At 63.0% G+C, this 14,901-nt stretch carries 15 protein-coding genes and 1 tRNA gene; 7 read left to right on the plus strand and 9 right to left on the minus strand.

Annotated features, from left to right (window positions below; all coding sequences use genetic code 11):
• Positions 1-24: 24 nt before the first annotated feature.
• Positions 25-1,110: an ArsO family NAD(P)H-dependent flavin-containing monooxygenase gene (locus EA798_RS13680; RefSeq protein ID WP_122099300.1), complete on the minus strand. Its 1,086-nt coding sequence runs from the start codon at positions 1,108-1,110 to the stop codon at positions 25-27.
• Between the two features lie 192 nt (positions 1,111-1,302).
• On the opposite strand from EA798_RS13680, the gene EA798_RS13685 reads away from it, so the two are divergent.
• From EA798_RS13685 to arsJ, 7 genes are all read left to right on the plus strand, one after another.
• Positions 1,303-1,716, plus strand: coding sequence for an arsenate reductase ArsC (locus tag EA798_RS13685; RefSeq protein ID WP_122099301.1), 414 nt, complete (start codon positions 1,303-1,305; stop codon positions 1,714-1,716).
• 10 nt (positions 1,717-1,726) lie between these two features.
• On the plus strand, positions 1,727-2,083 hold the full coding sequence (locus EA798_RS13690; RefSeq protein ID WP_106154905.1) for a metalloregulator ArsR/SmtB family transcription factor: 357 nt from the start codon (positions 1,727-1,729) through the stop codon (positions 2,081-2,083).
• Positions 2,084-2,122: 39 nt separating this feature from the next.
• A complete protein-coding gene (arsH, locus tag EA798_RS13695) occupies positions 2,123-2,836 on the plus strand; it encodes an arsenical resistance protein ArsH (protein WP_122099302.1) in 714 nt (237 codons plus the stop codon).
• Positions 2,837-2,854: 18 nt separating this feature from the next.
• Entirely contained in the window at positions 2,855-3,349 is a 495-nt protein-coding gene (locus tag EA798_RS13700) for a cyclin-dependent kinase inhibitor 3 family protein (RefSeq protein WP_122099303.1), read from the plus strand.
• A 10-nt stretch (positions 3,350-3,359) separates the two neighbouring features.
• Positions 3,360-3,686 (plus strand): YnfA family protein, encoded by a 327-nt coding sequence (locus EA798_RS13705; protein WP_122099304.1) that lies wholly within the window; start codon positions 3,360-3,362, stop codon positions 3,684-3,686.
• 26 nt (positions 3,687-3,712) lie between these two features.
• A complete protein-coding gene (locus tag EA798_RS13710; protein ID WP_122099305.1) occupies positions 3,713-4,717 on the plus strand; it encodes an ArsJ-associated glyceraldehyde-3-phosphate dehydrogenase in 1,005 nt (334 codons plus the stop codon).
• A gap of 188 nt (positions 4,718-4,905) precedes the next feature.
• Positions 4,906-6,120, plus strand: a complete 1,215-nt coding sequence (gene arsJ, locus EA798_RS13715; protein WP_122099306.1) for an organoarsenical effux MFS transporter ArsJ — start codon at positions 4,906-4,908, stop codon at positions 6,118-6,120.
• A gap of 42 nt (positions 6,121-6,162) precedes the next feature.
• Here arsJ and EA798_RS13720 read toward each other — a convergent pair whose 3' ends face one another.
• The 8 genes from EA798_RS13720 to hemN form a co-directional block, all read right to left on the minus strand.
• Positions 6,163-7,416 carry an alginate export family protein gene (locus tag EA798_RS13720; protein WP_122099307.1) on the minus strand — a complete coding sequence of 418 codons (1,254 nt, stop codon included), beginning with the start codon at positions 7,414-7,416 and terminating at the stop codon, positions 6,163-6,165.
• Positions 7,417-7,557: 141 nt separating this feature from the next.
• A complete protein-coding gene (locus EA798_RS13725; protein ID WP_013982782.1) occupies positions 7,558-7,737 on the minus strand; it encodes a hypothetical protein in 180 nt (59 codons plus the stop codon).
• A gap of 132 nt (positions 7,738-7,869) precedes the next feature.
• On the minus strand, positions 7,870-8,562 hold the full coding sequence (locus EA798_RS13730; protein WP_061373597.1) for an RES family NAD+ phosphorylase: 693 nt from the start codon (positions 8,560-8,562) through the stop codon (positions 7,870-7,872).
• Positions 8,562-8,966: an antitoxin Xre-like helix-turn-helix domain-containing protein gene (locus EA798_RS13735; RefSeq protein ID WP_106154899.1), complete on the minus strand. Its 405-nt coding sequence runs from the start codon at positions 8,964-8,966 to the stop codon at positions 8,562-8,564. The genes EA798_RS13730 and EA798_RS13735 overlap by 1 nt, the downstream gene beginning before the upstream one ends.
• Before the next feature lie 235 nt (positions 8,967-9,201).
• Positions 9,202-9,288, minus strand: a tRNA-Leu gene (locus EA798_RS13740).
• 89 nt (positions 9,289-9,377) lie between these two features.
• Entirely contained in the window at positions 9,378-11,657 is a 2,280-nt protein-coding gene (locus EA798_RS13745; RefSeq protein ID WP_122099308.1) for an ATP-dependent DNA helicase, read from the minus strand.
• A complete protein-coding gene (locus EA798_RS13750) occupies positions 11,654-13,291 on the minus strand; it encodes a VRR-NUC domain-containing protein (RefSeq protein ID WP_122099309.1) in 1,638 nt (545 codons plus the stop codon). Before EA798_RS13750 ends, EA798_RS13745 begins: the two co-directional genes overlap by 4 nt.
• Before the next feature lie 135 nt (positions 13,292-13,426).
• Positions 13,427-14,815, minus strand: coding sequence for an oxygen-independent coproporphyrinogen III oxidase (hemN, locus tag EA798_RS13755; protein WP_122099310.1), 1,389 nt, complete (start codon positions 14,813-14,815; stop codon positions 13,427-13,429).
• Positions 14,816-14,901: the final 86 nt, after the last annotated feature.

Genomic DNA, 14,901 nt, shown 5'->3' on the forward strand with positions numbered 1-14,901 from the left:
ACCTTGTCGGATTGCTTGGATTGATTACTGCAGAGCTAGCGGCGATACCGCGGCAAGGGTCCGCACGACCTGGTCGACAGTGCTTCGTGCTGTGCGGGTAACGCCGATCAGCGTGGCCGAAGCCATGCCGGTCCAGTCGCCGTAACCCACCAGCCAAAGATTGGGCTGCTTCACGGCGCGGGTATCCTCCACCAGAACCTTGCCATCAGCCTCGATGATGCCGAGCCCGCGCAGATGATCCAGCGCCGGGCGAAAGCCGGTGCACCAGATCACCGCGTCGAAATCTTCGCTATGTCCGTCTTCCCATTCGACGCCCGTTGCTGTGAAGTGCGCGAAGGGACGCTCGGCCACCAGTACGCCGCGTTCCCGCGCTTCGCGGACAGGTGGCACCATGACGATGTCACCGAAGCCGCCAGCCGGCTCGTCGATGCTGCGTCCTTCCTGCTGCGCCTTCCAACGCGCGGTGGCGCGCTCGAACAACACGCGGCCATCGACCTCGTCGGGCAGAAACGCGGGTGGCTCCTGGGTGATCCAGACTGTTTCGCTGACTCTGGATACCTCGGCGAGGATCTGCGCACCGGAGTTGCCGCCGCCCACCACCATCACCCGTTTACCTGCAAAAGCGGCCGGATTTCGGTAGTGGGCTGAGTGAATCTGTTGGCCCTGAAAACGCTCCAGGCCTGGGGAAGCCGGAATGAACGGTCTGCTCCAGGTGCCGGTCGCGCTGATGACCGCGCGAGCCAGCCACTGCTGATCGCCAGCCTGCACCAGCCAGAGATCGTCGAGGCGGCTGATCGTATCGACTCTGACCGGTCGCTGAATCGGAAATTGATAGCGGTCTTCGTACCGTCGCAAATAATCGATAACGTCGTTGCGCGTTGGGTTGCCCGGCTCGGTTGGAGTGGGCATCGGCCAGCCGGCAATCGAGCTCCAGGCGGCGGGGGAGAACAATCTCAGCGACTCCCAGGCGTGCAGCCATGCGCCGCCGGGGCCGGGCTGTTCATCCAGCAACAGATAGGACAGCGACGTGCGCCGCAGGAAGTACGCGGTCGTCAGGGCGGACTGTCCTGCACCAATGATGATGACATCGAAAACATTGGGTGCTGGCATCAAGCGACTCCCGCAGAAGGGTGATATTCGTTCGATCAAATATATGTGATATGGAATATACGCTTCTTGCTCCGGTGGAACAAATTCACCTTCTGCCGCGGCCTGAAAGAGGCGGCCGAACCCCAGCGTGCTTTACTTGGTTATACGTTAAGCAATATATTCGCCAAGGCATATCTTGTGGGGAGCTGCTTCATGGCCTACAAATCGCGTGTCCTGTTTGTCTGCGTTGCCAATTCGGCGCGCTCGCAGCTTGCCGAGGCGCTGCTGCGGCACACCGATTCGGAGCGCTTCGAAGCGTTCAGTGCGGGCACCGCACCGACCGAGGTCGATGTGCGCGCCCTGGCGGCGCTCGAGCAACTCGGCGTGCCGGCCGCGGGTTTGCGTAGCAAATCGCTGACGGAACTGGAGGGGCAGCAGTTCGATTTCGTAATCACCCTCTGTGACAAGTCATCGCTGGAGTGCCACGCGCTGCCTGGCGCGGGTGAGTACATCGCCTGGAACTTCGAAGACCCTGCCAGCAGCGACCAGCCGGATGCCTACCGGCACACGCTTCACGAGATACATGAGCGGATCAAGATGTTCGTGTTGGTCAAGAACAAGCGCTGAGAAGATATCAATGGTCGAGCACCTGACACCTACCACTGTATTCAAATGCCTGGCGGACGAGACTCGCGTGCGGATTGCATTGCTGATCGCCCGTGAGGGCGAGCTGTGTGTATGCGAGCTGACCTGCGCGCTGGATGAAAGCCAGCCGAAGATCTCGCGGCATCTGGCGCTGCTGCGCGGCTGCGGAATCCTGGAAGACCGCCGTCAGGGCCAGTGGGTGTATTACCGGCTCCATCCGCATCTGCCTGACTGGGTGACTGACATGCTGCAGCCGATCCTGGCTGCCAACAAGAACTGGCTGAGCGACAACGTGCAGCGCCTCGACAGCATGCGCAACCGACCCGAGCGGGCGACGGTGTGTAGCTGAATCGCTTCGTTCACTCGCCACAACTTTCAGGATTACCCCATGTACGACGACCTGCCCAATATCGACCCCGAACTACTGGACGTGCCCGACCTCGACAAGCTGGCCCTGCCGGCAGGTCCGGAGCACAAACCACGCATCCTGCTGCTCTATGGCTCCAACCGGGAGCGCTCCTACAGTCGTCTGCTGGTGCAGGAAGCTGCGCGTCTGCTGGAGCGTTTCGGTGCCGAGACGCGCATCTTCAATCCATCCGGATTGCCGCTGCCGGACGATGCACCGGACAGCCATCCGAAGGTGCAGGAACTGCGCGAGCTGATGCAGTGGTCGGAGGGCCAGGTGTGGTGCTCGCCGGAACGGCATGGCTCGATGAGCGCGGTATTCAAGGCCCAGATCGACTGGGTGCCGCTGGCCATGGGCGCGCTGCGGCCGACCCAGGGCAAGACGCTGGCGATCATGCAGGTCAGCGGCGGCTCGCAGTCATTCAATGCGCTCAATCAGATGCGCGTGCTGGGTCGCTGGATGCGCATGCTCACCATCCCCAACCAGTCCTCAGTGGCCAAGGCCTATCTCGAGTTCGACGAGGCAGGGCGGATGAAGCCCTCGGCCTATTACGACCGCGTGGTGGATGTGATGGAGGAGCTGATCAAGTTCACCCTGCTGGTACGCGGTCGGGCCGACTATCTGGTCGATCGCTATTCGGAACGCAAGGAGTCGGCCGAAGCGCTGTCCCGTCGCGTCAATCAACGCTCCATCTGACTTCCAGGAATCGCCCGCGTGTCCCATCCCTACGACATCCTCGATGTACCCGGCAGCGCCGGTCAGCTGATCTTCACACCGTGTCCCGGCAGCAAGGGCAGCAGCGTCGACGAGGCGCTGGCGACCCTGCACGCGGCCGGTGCCGACGCGCTGATCACCTTGATGCCCGCCGAAGAGCTGGCCCGCAACGAGGCGACGCAGCTGCCGCAACTCTGCGCCGAGCGCGGCCTTGAATGGTTTCACCTGCCGGTGGCCGACGAGCAGGTGCCGCTGGCGGACTTCGACCAGGCCTGGGAACAGTCGGCGGATCGGATCAATGAACTGCTGGATGCTGGCAAACGCGTCGCCATTCACTGCAAGGGTGGCTCTGGTCGTACCGGACTGATCGCAGCGCGCATCCTGATAGACCGCGACGTGCCGCGTGCAACCGCTATCGCCAGCGTCCAGGCGTTGCGCCCCAAGGCTATCCAGCATCCGGCCCATGTCGGCTGGATCGAACGCTTCGGCGCATGACGGGCTTCGCATGCTGAATACGCTTGGCCTGTTCGTCATTACCGCGATAGCGGAGATCGTCGGCTGCTATCTGCCGTACCTCTGGCTGAAACAGGGCAAGAGTATCTGGTTGCTGCTGCCGGCTGCGCTTTCCCTCGCGCTGTTCGCCTGGCTGCTGTCGCTGCATCCCACCGCCGCCGGGCGCGTGTATGCGGCGTATGGCGGCGTGTATGTCGGCGTGGCGCTGGTCTGGCTGTGGCTGGTCGATGGCGTTCGCCCGACCTGGTGGGACCTGCTTGGCTGCGCCGTGGCGATGCTGGGCATGGCGATCATCATGTTCGCGCCGCGCAATCTCTGATCCATCATTTCAGGAGCGAGTCATCCATGAGCATAAATGTAGGCATCAACGGCTTCGGCCGCATCGGACGTCTGGCACTGCGCGCGGCATGGGATTGGCCGGAGCTGGACTTCGTGCAGATCAACGATCCCGCTGGCGACGCGGCGACCCATGCGCACCTGCTGAACTTCGATTCGGTCCACGGACGTTGGCAGCGCGAAGCGAGCGCCGATGGCGACTGCCTGGTGATCGATGGCCAGCGAATAAAGGTCAGCGCCAACAAGGCGATCAGCGAAACCGACTGGTCGGGCTGCGATCTGGTCATCGAGGCCAGCGGCAAGATGAAGACCGTGGCGATGCTGCAGCAGTATCTGGCGCAAGGCGTCAAACGCGTGGTGGTCAGCGCGCCGGTGAAGGAGCCGGGTGCACTGAACATCGTCATGGGCGTCAACGATGGGCTGTTCGATCCGGTGCAGCATCGCATCGTCACTGCAGCGTCCTGCACCACCAACTGCCTGGCGCCGGTGGTCAAGGTGATCCATGAGCAGCTCGGCATCCGCCACGGTTCGATCACCACCATCCATGACCTGACCAATACCCAGAGCATCCTTGATCAGCCGCACAAGGACCTGCGCCGCGCCCGCGCCTCGGGCATGAGCCTGATTCCCACCACCACCGGCTCGGCCACGGCGATCGCCGAGATATTTCCCGAGCTGCGCGGCAAGCTGAACGGCCATGCCGTGCGCGTGCCACTGGCCAATGCCTCGCTGACCGATTGCGTGTTCGAAGTGGAGCGCGCTACCGATGCCGCTGAGGTGAACCGGCTGCTCAAGGCCGCGGCAGAGGGCGAGCTGAAGGGCATCCTCGGGTATGAGGAACGACCGCTGGTTTCCATCGATTACCGCACCGACCCGCGCTCGTCGATCATCGATGCGCTTTCGACCATGGTCGTCAACGGCACTCAGGTGAAGATCTACGCCTGGTACGACAACGAATGGGGCTACGCCAACCGCACCGTGGAACTGGCGCGCATGGTGGGGCAGGCAGGGTGAGATGCCGCTTAGAGGCGTTCGCTGAGAGCGGTGCGGGTTATGGAAAACGGCAGGGTGGCGGGCTGAAGCCCACCCTACGGCAAATCCGTGACTCGACGCCCCCGACGCTCTTTTCTCGGCATGCCACGCCATAACTCCTCGCCAATCTAGCTGCGCAATACACCTGCTCAATCAATCCGGAACCGACCATGCAAGCCCTTGCCCGACTGTCCCCCGAGGTGCGCCAGTACCTGATCGTCACCGGTAACTACTGGGCGTTCACGCTCACCGATGGCGCGCTGCGCATGCTGGTGGTGCTGCATTTCCATTCGCTGGGCTACACGCCACTGCAGATCGCGGCGCTGTTTCTGTTCTACGAGGTGTTCGGTGTCGTCACCAATCTGATTGGCGGCTATCTCGGCGCTCGACTCGGCCTGAACCGGACGATGAACCTCGGCTTGGCGATGCAGGTGGTGGCACTGCTGATGCTCACCGTACCAGCGGCGTGGCTGACGGTGCCTTGGGTGATGGGTGCGCAGGCGTTGTCCGGTATCGCCAAGGATCTGAACAAGATGTCGGCCAAGAGCTCAATCAAGCTCTTGGTGCCCGACAGCCAGCAGGGCAGGCTGTACAAATGGATAGCCATCCTCACCGGCTCGAAGAATGCCCTCAAGGGCGTGGGATTTTTCCTCGGTGGCGCACTGCTGACGCTGCTGGGATTCGCCGGCGCGGTCCTGGCGATGGCTGCGGTGCTAGCCGTGATCTGGATCAGCAGCCTGGTCCTGTTGAAAAAGGATCTTGGCAAGGCGAAGGCCAAACCGAAGTTCAAGGACATCCTCTCCAAAAGCCAGGCAATCAACGTGCTGTCGGCCGCGCGGCTGTTTCTCTTCGGGGCGCGCGATGTCTGGTTCGTCATCGCGCTACCGGTGTACCTGAGCACTGTCTTCGGCTGGAATTTCTGGATGGTCGGCGGCTTTCTGGCCTGCTGGATCATCGGCTACGGCATCGTCCAGTCGATGGCGCCGGCCATTACCGGCAAGCGCAGCGGCAAGGTACCGGATGGACGTGTGGCCTTCATCTGGGCCGCACTGCTGGCGGCGCTACCCGCGGCAATCGCTGTGGGCCTGACAGCTGGTGCATCGCCCCAATGGGTGCTGATCGGCGGGCTGCTGCTATTCGGTGCGCTGTTCGCGGTGAATTCCTCGCTGCATAGCTACCTGATTGTCAGCTATGCCAAGGAAGACGGCGTTTCGCTGGACGTGGGCTTCTACTACATGTCCAACGCCATGGGTCGCCTGATCGGTACCTTGCTCTCAGGCTGGGTGTTCCAGGCCTATGGGTTACAGGCTTGCCTGTGGGTGTCTTCTCTCTTCGTACTGCTCGCCGCGATTATTTCGCTGCGTCTGCCGCGTCACACGCAATAGCTGATTAGGGAAGGTCGGGCGCGAACGCCCGACCCGTATCGCTCAGTAGGTGTACTGCAGCTGTGCCCAGAGTTTCTCGGTATCCACCGAATAGTCATCCGCGTCGTAGCCGGCGTACTTGACCGTTGCGACCAGCCCTTTGACCAGCGGGATCGCGCGGCTGTAACCGATGTTGATCTCTTCCCCGTACTGCTCGCTGCCGCGTTGGGCGCGGAAATCGTGGTACCAGGCCTGCAGCGTGCCGCCGAAGAGCGGTAGTGTGCCCCCCAGGTAAACGTCCTGCACACCGTCCGCTGGCGTCAGCAGGAAGGTGTCGGCCCAGCCCTGAAAGGCGTGCTTGGTGGCCAGCGGCGTCTGGAAGGCGCGATTGCCTGGCCCCGAGTCGCCGCCCAGTACTTCCACGCCCGCTTTAAGCGTCGCACCCTTGAGGGCATAGCCCAGCTCGGCCAGGTAGTACTCGCTGCTCAGCTCCTGAGGATTGCCGGCGTAGTCCTGCTGGCGCGCATATTCAAGCGCATAGCTGATGCCGTGGAGGGCACCATTCAGACGCAGGCCGGTGGTCTTGCTGGACAGGGTGCCGAGCGCAGCGGCGGGTGCGGTGGCGATGTTGTCCAGTCCCAGCAGATAGCTGTAGGCGGTGGCCGTCAGCTCCGGTGAGTGCGCGTAGCGGGCATTGAACAGATGGCTGTGGCCTTCGATATTGGCCGGGTTGGCGCGATTGTCGAAACGGTTGTCGCCCGGGCCGAAGATCGTGTTGATGTTATCGATGTAGGCGTAAGTCAGCGTCAGCTTGTCGAGCGGTTGCAGCTGGCCCAGCACGCCGTCGTAGGTTTGTTCGTTCTGCCGCCAAGCGACGCCACCTACGAAACGTTGATTGTCCAGATTGATGCGCTGACGGCCGGCAATGGCGCTGCCGAACGCATGGTCGTAGCGCAACAGCGCCTGGTTGATTTCGCTGCCGTCGGGATCGGGTACTGCCGAGTAGTCGGTCTGTCCATTGCGGGTGCTGTTGTAGGCGGCATCACCCAGTCGACTTACGTTGTCTGCTTCGACCAGCGCCGACAGGCCGTACCACTTGCCGGTCTGAAAGCCGACACGGGTGCGCAGCGTCTGCGCATTGGCGTGCTTGAGTGCGTTGTCCTGGTCGATGTGCTCGTAGCGATAGCGCAGATCCAGAATCGGCTTGGCGTCGGTGATCAGGTCGCTGAAGTTCTCCCCGGCGAGGATCGCAGGACTGCAGAACAGCCCGACGCTAAGCAGGCAGGGTGTCAGATGATGTGGACGCAGCTTTCTCATGTGTTGCTCCCTTGGTTGGCATCGGAGCGAACGATAGGCTGCTTACTATTTTTGCCATTGACAGCAGTCAAGGCTGAAAAATGCTCTGCCGTGGGCATTGCAGCCCGTTTCGGGCTGCTTGCGGCTCAGGTGCCGTTTCGCTTAATGCGCAATGGCAGCTTTCAACATGCCGATATCGGTCGCGGCACGCTGGATCAGCGCCGCAGCGTTCGGCCCCGTTTTCTCCTGCCCGCTGCGACGGCCACGACGCCAGTGCGCCATCGGCTGCAGTGCGCTGATATCCGAACGGGTAACCAGTTCTTCGAGTGATCGCTTGCTCATCGTCGCGTCCTCACATCGTCTGTTCGGGGGAGCGTCCATGCGCCATGGGGGAGTCCTTGAGCAAAGGATGCGCGGAGTTTGTTACAGCTGGTTGGCAGTCACGCGCGTGCGGACGAGCGGCGCCGGGCGGGCCTACGGCGAAACCTCGCCGATGGCGCTGACACTGGTAATTCCGGCGTTCCAGATCATCTCGTAATGGGCGGTCTGGACAACAGAGAGCACATTGCGCGGCGTCATGAGCGCCCAGCAATGCTGGCCAGGCTTGCGCACCGAGCGGTAGCGCAGACCTGCAAAGCCGTCCTGCCGGAGCTGGCGACCGAACTGGCGCGCCGCGGAATAGTCATTCGGATCGTAGATCGGGTCGGTCAGCGCGACGGTCGTGGCATCCAGCAGGCCTGCCTCGTCAAACTGGCACGACAATCCGCGAAAGACGAAGCGCTCGAAGTTCAGACCCACCACGCCGGACCAGTACAGCTCCTGGTGATGGCGCACTTCAGCCAGGGCCGTTTCCATGCTGTCGGCCAGGTAGAGCACGCCGTAACTGCCATCGCTGAAACGCGAGCCTGAGGGATTCACATGGGTGAACGGAGCGGTGGCATAGGAGCAGCCGGGAATGCCGAACGGGATCTCGCCGCGGGGAATCAGCTCGAGTCGGCCGGTCTCGTTGTGCAGGCGCGGGTTCGTCAGGGCCTGGAGCTGATAAAGCATGTCGAACTCATCGGCGTCGGCCACGTCATCGAACAGCTCGATGGGCGGAAACTTCGAGTTGACCAACCGATATGCCTGCAGCTTCGCCGACGGCCGAACCGGCAGCCGCTTCGGCACTACCACTGCGCGCCCCGCAGGCTGTCGATCCGCCGGAATGTCTCGTACAGCGAAATCATGTCGCCCTGCGCCATGACCTCCAGCGGTGAACGGCCGTTGAAGAATTCGTTGTGATTGGGCATGCCAGGGAAACCGTAGGTGTTCTCCGGATTATCGAAGATCAGTCGCAGAGCGGCGTGGATATTGAGGATGAAACTGATGCGCTGCATCTGATCCGGATCCAGATTCACCGACCAGTCGGCATTACGTAACTTGGCGCGCGCATGAGTGCTGCGGGAAATACGCAGAATCCGACAGGCCTGTTCGGTCGTGGCCTGCCATTTCTCCAGAATATTCACCGCAGCGCGCAATCCAGTTGTGCATTGATCCTTGGAAAAGGCGGCTACTTGAAGGGTGGCTGACATGGCAGTGGCTCCGACAGTTTGTTTCTGTAGATACAGATTAGCACAAATTTATTCTACAGATTTATAGAGTTGCCGATATTCCCCGCAACTTAACGCCCAACAAACGTGAAAGGCTTGAAGTACGCACAATCGAGCGCAACCGATCTTTGAGCGGCTGATGGGATATAGATGGGATATGTAGGAGGGATATTCGAATGGGATGCGCCGGCGCCAGTTGCTGGAACCACCGGAAGTTTGGTGCCCGGAGCGGGGGTCGAACCCGCATACCCTTTCGGATGAGAGATTTTAAGTCTCTTGCGTATACCAATTTCGCCATCCGGGCGTAGGCTGCGTCGCAGCGCGCCGATGGGGAATCGGCGGCGCAGGACTATAACCAGCCTCCGAGGCCCACGCAACCCGAACGACCGACGTTCAGCCAGCAGAACTGCCAGACAAGGCCCACCACCCGGGCAACAGGCGACGCACCTGCGGACGGCCAAAACGATCGTCGATCAGATGCACGACGCCTTCGTCCTGCTGTGTGCGGATCACTCGGCCGGCGGCCTGCACGACCTTCTGCAAGCCTGGGTAGAGATAGGTGTAGTCATAACCGTGGCCGCGCCCGAACAGCTCGTCGAGCCGTATCTTGAATTGTTCGTTCACCGGGTTGACCTGCGGCAGGCCAAGGGTCGCGACGAAGGCGCCGATCAGGCGCTGGCCGGGCAGGTCGATGCCTTCGGCGAAGGCGCCGCCAAGCACGGCGAAACCGATTCCTTCGCTGTGTTCGGTAAAGCGATCGAGAAAGGCATTGCGCGCCGCTTCCTGCATGCCGCGGGTCTGCTCCCAGAAGGGTACGTCCGGGCATTGCTCGCGCAGCAGCGCGGCGACCTGTTGCAGGTAATCGAAGCTGCTGAAGAAGGCCAGGTAGTTGCCGGGACGCTCGCGGTACTGACGGGCGATCAGTTCGACCACGGCGCCCAGCGAGGCCTGCCGGTGCTGATAACGGGTCGAGACATGCTCGGCCAGGCAGACGCGCAGTTGCCGGCTCTGGAACGGCGACTCGACATCGATCCAGGCGCTGCCGGCAGGCAGGCCCAGCATGTCGGCGTGGAACCTGCGCGGGCTCAGCGTGGCAGAGAACAGCACACTCGAGCGCGCCTGTGCCAGGCGGGGAGCCAGAAAGGGAGCGGGAACCACATTGCGCAGACAAAGGATCGAACGACGGGCCTTGCTGCGAGCAGTCGTAGGCAACAGGCTGATGTCGAACAGCGAGTGTTCACCGAACAGCTCGGCGACACGGCAGAAATGCATGGCGTCGAAATAGGCCCGTTGCAGCTCCGCCTCCAGCCCTGCGGGTTGCTCGCCCAGATAGTCGGTGATGGCGCTGACCGCCTGCTGCAGCGCGCCCAGCAGCTTGAGCGGCAACTCCGGTTGCACCTGATAGTCCGCCAGCTGTTCGCGATGCAGCTCGTTCCAGCAGCGCTGCACGCGCCCCAGCGGCCGCTTCAAGGGCGCTGGGGCCTGGCTGGCGAGGCCGGCGAAGGCGCGCTGATCGAGCTCGGCGCTGTACATGCCACGTGCCCGGTCGATCAGGTTGTGCGCCTCGTCCACCAGCAGGCAGATGCGCCAGTCGTTGGCCAGCGTCAGGCCGTGGAGGAGGGCGCTGCTATCGAAGTAGTAGTTGTAGTCACCGACCACCACGTCCGCCCAGCGTGCCAGCTCCTGGCTGAGGTAATAGGGACAGACCTGATGGGCAAGCGCCACTTCGCGCAGGGCGGCCTGGTCGAGCAGGGCCTGCCCCAGCGCGGCCGCACGCGCCGCGGGCAGACGGTCGTAGAAGCCGCGGGCGAGCGGGCAGGATTCGCCATGACAGGCCTTGTCCGGGTGCTCGCAGGTCTTTTCGCGCGCCACCAGCTCCAGTACCCGCAATCCATGGTTGGCGTTGCGTTGCAGCGTCTGCAGCGCATCCACTGCCAGGCGTCGACCGGACGTCTTGGCGGCGAGAAAGAACAGCTTGTCCAGCCGCTGCCCAGGAAATGCCTTGAGCTGCGGGAACAGGGTGCCAAGCGTCTTGCCGATGCCGGTAGGCGCCTGCGCCATGAGCGTGGTGCCCGTGCAGGCCGCCTTGTACACCGCCTCGGCCAGTTGTCGCTGGCCGGTACGAAAGTCGTCGTGGGGAAAGTGCAGGGCGGAAAGTGCGTGGTCGCGCGCGGCGCGGTGGGCCATTTCCTGTGCGGCCCAGTCGACGAACGCCTGACACTGGGTCTCGAAGAACACGCGCAGCTGCGCTGCGGTGTGGCGCTCGACGAACAGCGTTTCCTTGTGGCTGGTGACGTCGAAATAGACCAGTGCCAGGTCGAGTTCATCGAGCCCGCGTGTCTGACACAGCAGCCAGCCATAGATCTTCGTCTGCGCCCAATGCAACTGGCGATGATTGGCGGGCTGGCGTTCCAGGTCGCCGCGAAAGGTCTTGATCTCTTCCAGGCGATTGCGCGCCGGGTCGTAGCCATCGGCACGGCCGCGCACGCTCAGTTGCCCGTACTGCCCCTCCAGGGCGAGTTCGCGCTCGTAGCCGTCGCCGCGCCTGGCGGTGACCTGGGCGTGCCCGGCGATGCCTTCCAGCGCGGTGGGCGAGGGCGTGAAGCGCAGATCCAGATCGCCAACCTTGGCGGTGAATTCGCAGAGCGCGCGCACCGCGACCCGATAGCTCACGCCATGGCCTCGGCCCACTGGACATGGCAGACCGCAATGGGCAAACCGTGCTGATGGGCGTAGTCGATCCAGCGCTTCTGGTTGTCCTGCAGGCGGTCGCCCGGGCCCTTCACTTCGATCATGCGATAGCGGCGCGCTTCCGGCCACAGCTGGATCAGGTCCGGCAGGCCGGTGCGATTGCCAGTGATGTCCGCCAGGATGCGCTGGAACAGCAGCTTCAGGTGCGCGGCGGGAATGCAGTCCAGCGCCTGCGCCAACAGGTGCTCGTCGAGCAGGCCCCAGGCGACGAACGCGTTATGGATGCCGAGCTTCGCCTGGAAGGTGCGCCAGATGCAGTCACGGTAGTCGTCGCTGTCGAGGCAGGCCAGGCAGGCGGCGAACAGATCGGCGCGGCGCTGGTGGAAGTCCGCGCGGTTCAGGTCGGCCGGCGCCCAGTGGAACGGGTGAAAGAACGCGCCCGGCAACGGCGCGAAGATCGCGTCCCAGCAGAGCAGGCCGAACAGCGAGCCGACCAGGGCGTTCTCCACGTAATACACCGGCGCATCCGGCCTCGTCAGATGCTCGCGCACCGCCTGCTCGACGCTGCAGGCAGGCCTCGGCAGGACCAGGTCGAGCTGTTCCGGCTTGCGGCTGCGTGCACGTTCGGTCGGGATGCTCAGGCTGCGTTGCAGACGTGGCAGGATGCGCTGCAGCTGCTGCACTTCATGTTCGCTTTCCGGCGCGGCCCGGGCCTGAAGCAACAGATCCAGCGCCGCCGCTGGCTGGCCGCCGCGCTCCAATACACGAATCGCCCGCTCACGCGCACCGGGATAGCCGTTGGACGCGTGCACGCGCAAGGCCTCGTCGAGCTCGCCGAGCCGTTCGAACTGCTGGCCGATGCGCAGCAGCAGTTTGCCGCGGCGGCTTTCCAGCCAGGCATTGCCGAACGGCGCGGCCGGTACAGCCGCCAGGATCTCCGCCAGCGGCTCGCCGGCATCGAAGCGCTCGCGACAGCGATGCAGATGCAGGTAGGCGTCCAGCTCGGCACGCGAACTGAACGCTCGTGAGGCGGGGGAAAAGGCCACCTGCTCGTAGCGATAGATGCCGAGATCAGCCAGCACGAACTCCGACCAGTCCTGATGGATATTGCCGAAGAACAGCAGGCGCAGCCGCTCGCAGAGATCGTCGATGCACAGGGTGAACACCGCGTCCTCGGCACCCGCCCACCATGTCGCGAAGGGCTTGGGCAGGTCATGGTCGGCGCGCAGCCTTTCGAACAGCTCGGCCTTGCGCAGGCCGGCCGAGTTCGTGACGCCGAACAGCTGCAGCAGTTCGCCCTTGGTCAGCAGGCCGAACAGCTGTTCCAGCGTCAGCTCACGCTCGGCATCGATCCAGCCCTGCTCGATCAATGGCGCTGCCGCCCGACGTGGACAGCCGATCTCCCCGTAGTGCAGTTTGCTGGCCCGGAACAGCGCGCCCTTACGCATCACCATGCGCACCAGCAATGCCTGGGACGCCTGCGGCAACAGAGCGAAACGCCGGATGAAGGCGCGCTCGGCGTCGTCCAGCAGGTCGCCATGATGCCGGCCCACCCAGACCAGGACCTGCTGAAAATTGTCGAGATAGTAGAAGGGGTTTTCCAGGGCCTGACGCATCGCACATCCGGTAAAACTGGGGCGCGGGCGGCCCGCTCGAAAGCTGGCTATTTATACAGTTCGAGCGGTATTTGGCAATGGCCGGTGATCAGCGCAAGGGGCGGCGTGGGTGCCGCCCCGGACGCGATGGAAGGATCAGACGGTGCGCGAGAAGCGTCCGCGCTGCTCACCACCGAGGTAGGCATCGAAAGCCATGGCGACGTTGCGCATCATCAGCTGCCCCTGCGGTAGCAGAATCAGCGCATCGTCGCGCAGCTCCACCAGACCATCGGCGACCGGCTCGGCCAGTTTGGCCAGCGAGTCGGCGAAATAGCTGCCGAAGTCGATGCCGTGCTTCTGCTCGATCTGCCGGTAATCAATACGCCCATGGCACATCAACGAGACGATCACATCGCGGCGCAGGCGATCGTCGTCGCTCAGCTTGTAACCACGGTGCACCGGCAGCATGCCCTCGTTCAGTCGCGCGTAGTACTGCGAGAGCTCCTTGACGTTCTGGCTGTAGCTGTCGGCGACCTTGCCGATGGAGGAAATTCCCAAGCCGATCAGGTCGCAATCGGCGTGTGTCGAATAACCCTGGAAGTTTCGTTGCAGTGTGCCGTTGGCACGTGCCAGGGCCAGTTCATCTTCCGGCAGGGAGAAGTGATCCATACCGATATAGATGTAGCCGGCGGCAGTCAGGCGCTGGATGGTCAGTTCCAGCAGCTCGAGCTTGCGCTCGGGTGGCGGCATGTCTTCGGGGCGAATCAGCTTCTGCGCCCGTACCAGATCCGGCAGGTGGGCGTAGCTGTAGGCGGCGATGCGGTCCGGGCGGATATCGATGATCTTGCTCAGCGTGGCATCGAAGCTGGCCACGGTCTGCAGGGGCAGGCCGTAGATCAGGTCGACGCTGATCGACTTGAACTGCGCATCGCGGGCAGCCTGTACCAGCTCGCGGGTCTGCTCTTCGGTCTGGATGCGGTTGACGGCGATCTGCACCTGCTCGTCGAAGTCCTGGACACCGAAGCTCAGGCGGTTGAAGCCCAGCTTGCGCAGGCCGTGGATCTGCTCGGGCGTGACAGTGCGCGGGTCGACTTCCAGGGAGAACTCATGGTTGTCGCTGTCATCCATGTTGAACGCCTGATGCAGACTGACCATCAGGTCAGCCAGCTGCTCGCTGGTGAAGTAGGTCGGCGTACCGCCCCCCAGGTGCAGCTGCGTCAGCTTGCGTGAGCGATCGAACAGCTCGCCCTGCATGGCGATCTCACGCTTGAGATACTCGAGATACTCGACCGCGCGATCGGTCTTGTGGGTGATGATCTTGTTGCACGCACAGTAGTAGCAGAGGCTCTTGCAGAACGGGATGTGGATGTACACCGACAGCGGCTTGGGCGGTTGCGCCTGATTGCTGCGTGCAGCGGCGGCGCGGTAGTCGTCCTGGGCGAAGGCCTGGTGAAACTGCGGAGCAGTGGGGTAGGAGGTGTAGCGCGGACCGGGGCGGTCGTATTTCTCGACCAGGGCCCGGTTGAAGCTCGGCAGTTGGTCCATGTTCGTTTTCACCTAAGGGTTGAATTCGGAGTCAGGCGCGGAACGCGGTGTCACCCTCGGGCGTGTCCGGCTCGGGCAGGTCATGG

This window comes from Pseudomonas songnenensis, from assembly GCF_003696315.1.
Lineage (GTDB): Bacteria > Pseudomonadota > Gammaproteobacteria > Pseudomonadales > Pseudomonadaceae > Stutzerimonas > Stutzerimonas songnenensis.

What these genes read in the sequence shown, in the direction of transcription:
- EA798_RS13680 (WP_122099300.1), bottom strand. Translation starts at nt 1,110, where the DNA reads ATGCCAGCACCCAATGTTTTCGATGTCATCATCATTGGTGCAGGACAG.
- EA798_RS13685 (WP_122099301.1), top strand. Translation starts at nt 1,303, where the DNA reads ATGGCCTACAAATCGCGTGTCCTGTTTGTCTGCGTTGCCAATTCGGCG.
- EA798_RS13690 (WP_106154905.1), top strand. Translation starts at nt 1,727, where the DNA reads ATGGTCGAGCACCTGACACCTACCACTGTATTCAAATGCCTGGCGGAC.
- arsH (WP_122099302.1), top strand. Translation starts at nt 2,123, where the DNA reads ATGTACGACGACCTGCCCAATATCGACCCCGAACTACTGGACGTGCCC.
- EA798_RS13705 (WP_122099304.1), top strand. Translation starts at nt 3,360, where the DNA reads ATGCTGAATACGCTTGGCCTGTTCGTCATTACCGCGATAGCGGAGATC.
- EA798_RS13710 (WP_122099305.1), top strand. Translation starts at nt 3,713, where the DNA reads ATGAGCATAAATGTAGGCATCAACGGCTTCGGCCGCATCGGACGTCTG.
- arsJ (WP_122099306.1), top strand. Translation starts at nt 4,906, where the DNA reads ATGCAAGCCCTTGCCCGACTGTCCCCCGAGGTGCGCCAGTACCTGATC.
- EA798_RS13720 (WP_122099307.1), bottom strand. Translation starts at nt 7,416, where the DNA reads ATGAGAAAGCTGCGTCCACATCATCTGACACCCTGCCTGCTTAGCGTC.
- EA798_RS13725 (WP_013982782.1), bottom strand. Translation starts at nt 7,737, where the DNA reads ATGAGCAAGCGATCACTCGAAGAACTGGTTACCCGTTCGGATATCAGC.
- EA798_RS13735 (WP_106154899.1), bottom strand. Translation starts at nt 8,966, where the DNA reads ATGTCAGCCACCCTTCAAGTAGCCGCCTTTTCCAAGGATCAATGCACA.
- EA798_RS13750 (WP_122099309.1), bottom strand. Translation starts at nt 13,291, where the DNA reads ATGCGTCAGGCCCTGGAAAACCCCTTCTACTATCTCGACAATTTTCAG.
- hemN (WP_122099310.1), bottom strand. Translation starts at nt 14,815, where the DNA reads ATGGACCAACTGCCGAGCTTCAACCGGGCCCTGGTCGAGAAATACGAC.